Raw genomic sequence first — 1956 nt, 5'->3', positions numbered from 1 at the left:
CAGTTCGAACTTCACCTTGCCGCCTTCCGGGTGCATGAGACCTGCTCGTCCAGCCGAGTGAGGCCGGGCCCGTCCTGGAGGTGGCTGGCCCGGATCATCGCCATCAGCAGCGGATCGCCGTCCCCTTCTGCCATCGCCTGTCGCAACTCGCGGCTCGTGAGACTCCGGCGGCACCGGCGCTCGTGGGCCTGGAGATAGGCCTGTGCCCCTTGGTGTACCGCAGGGGAGATCTGCTGGAGCAGCGCCAAGTAGTCGGCCATCGGCACGTCGCCCGTGACAGCCGGCTCGGACGATGTCTGCGCCAGCGCCGGTAAGGCTGTGGCAAGCGCGGTCATTGCGACAAGGGAAGCCAGCGAGGCCAGGGAGATCGACTGGGCCACATGACGGGAAGCCGGCCAACGCAGCATCGAATGCGGATCCATGGCAGCCCCTCAGAACAGCGGCACCACGCTGCCCAGCACCTGCTCGGCCCGCACGAGCCCGCTGCTGCGGTAGCGCGAGTCGAACGAGTCCGGACCCGTGCCCTGCACGTAGTAGTGGCCTGGCGGGATCACCGTCGGCGCGATCGGCTCCAACGGGCGCCGGTCGAAGGCCTGGGCCTTGGCCGTGCCGACGACGACACCATTGACCGACACCGTGCGGCCGGACACCGTCACCACGTCGCCCGGCAGGCCGCGCACGATCTTGAAGAACGGTTGACCGTCCAGTCCGGGGTAGGCGGTTCGCGCCTCGCCCGCAAACGAGAAGATGACGAACTCCCCGCGCTGCAGCGGATGCTCGCCGTGTTGCAGCCAGGCCACCCGGTACGGCAGGCTGCCCGTCCAGTTGAAGAGGACCGGCACCCGCGGCGTCGGGTCGATGAAAAGCCGCGTGTAGGCGAAGGTCCAGATCGCGAAGACGGGCAGGTAGAGGTACCAGCGTCGCCGCGTGTGCGCCGCAAAGTCGATGGCCTGGGTGCGAAGGCTGCGCTTCATCGGGCCTCCTCGGGGTCGTTCCTGTGGGGTGTCTGGGGATGGCCCAGCTTCTGCTGCAGCAGTGCCGTCAGATCGACGGTCCGCGGTGTCCGGCCGGCCACGGCGCTCTTCAGCACCACCAGGCAGGCGCAGTCGCGCGGCAGTTCCTCCAGCGCGGCCGGCAGCCGCTGCGAGAAGCTCCGGGCCAGCGCAAACGCCTTCTCGCGGTCAGCGTCGGTGGTGGCGCGGGTCAGGAGCTGGGTGAACTCGGCCTCCTTCTGCCGATACACCTCGCCGACATCGACGACGCCGACCCGCTGGGCCGGGCGCACCACCACGCGGTCGTAGGCGGCCAGCGTGCCCAGCACGATCAGCAGCGCGAATGCAGCGTGCAGGAGGATGCGCACCATGCCTACAGTCCCGGCAATGGGCTGCTGGGGTTTCGGGCCCGGACTGGCGCTGGCGTCGACGTCCATGGGAGCCTCGCCAAAGTCACACCGCGTGCCCGCGCCGCCGCAGCAGCTCGGTGATCGCGTCGTCGATGCTCAGGCCCTGCGCCCGCAGCTCGTCGATCGGCGCGTTGTCCTCCAGCTTGTTGGAGAACAGCAGATGGGTCGCCGGGTCGAGGATGTTGCGCGCCACGCCTTCGCCCACCGGCGAGGAGATGTAGACCTCCGAGAAGACGCCCGGCTCCGTGCGCAGCGAGTTGAGCAGCCGCTTCTTGGGTTCGTCCATCGACAGCCGCCCCTTGCGGTCGAGCATCTCGATCGACTCGGGCTTCTGGCGCAGCAGGAACACCCAGTCGGAGCTGTTGAAGGCCGCTTCCATCTGGGCCGAGCCGTAGTAGTCGTCGGCGCTCTGTGTGGCGGTGCCCAGCGAGCCGCCGTACTTGCGCGCGCGGCGGGCCGCTTCCTCGACCACGGCGGCCTTGACCGGATCGTCGGCGCCGATGTCACCGAGTTGCTGCTTCAGTTCGTCGATGAAGAGCACCTTGCGCCGGTTG

General features: G+C 68.8%; 3 protein-coding genes and 1 pseudogene. All 4 read right to left on the bottom strand.

The features are described from left to right. Nucleotides 1-11: 11 nt before the first annotated feature. Complete coding sequence (locus AC30N0_RS12590; RefSeq protein WP_489518251.1) at nt 12-422, bottom strand: hypothetical protein; 411 nt, start codon at nt 420-422, stop codon at nt 12-14. Nucleotides 423-431: 9 nt separating this feature from the next. After that, nucleotides 432-974, bottom strand: a complete 543-nt coding sequence (gene traF / locus AC30N0_RS12585) for a conjugative transfer signal peptidase TraF (protein ID WP_489518250.1) — start codon at nt 972-974, stop codon at nt 432-434. Continuing rightward, entirely contained in the window at nt 971-1429 is a 459-nt protein-coding gene (locus tag AC30N0_RS12580; RefSeq protein ID WP_489518249.1) for a hypothetical protein, read from the bottom strand. The genes traF and AC30N0_RS12580 overlap by 4 nt, the downstream gene beginning before the upstream one ends. Before the next feature lie 16 nt (nt 1430-1445). Then, nucleotides 1446-1956, bottom strand: a pseudogene (locus AC30N0_RS12575) (type IV secretion system protein TraC); the annotation flags it as partial.

Source organism: Rhizobacter sp., from assembly GCF_031412495.1.
Classification (GTDB): domain Bacteria; phylum Pseudomonadota; class Gammaproteobacteria; order Burkholderiales; family Burkholderiaceae_C; genus Schlegelella_A.
Note: the sequence above shows the minus strand (reverse complement) of the source record. Positions and strands in the feature narration are given on the sequence as shown.

Bases quoted from the DNA above. Each gene is read 5' to 3' on its own strand.
- AC30N0_RS12590 (WP_489518251.1), bottom strand. From the start codon at position 422: ATGGATCCGCATTCGATGCTGCGTTGGCCGGCTTCCCGTCATGTGGCC.
- AC30N0_RS12580 (WP_489518249.1), bottom strand. From the start codon at position 1,429: ATGGACGTCGACGCCAGCGCCAGTCCGGGCCCGAAACCCCAGCAGCCC.
- traF (WP_489518250.1), bottom strand. From the start codon at position 974: ATGAAGCGCAGCCTTCGCACCCAGGCCATCGACTTTGCGGCGCACACG.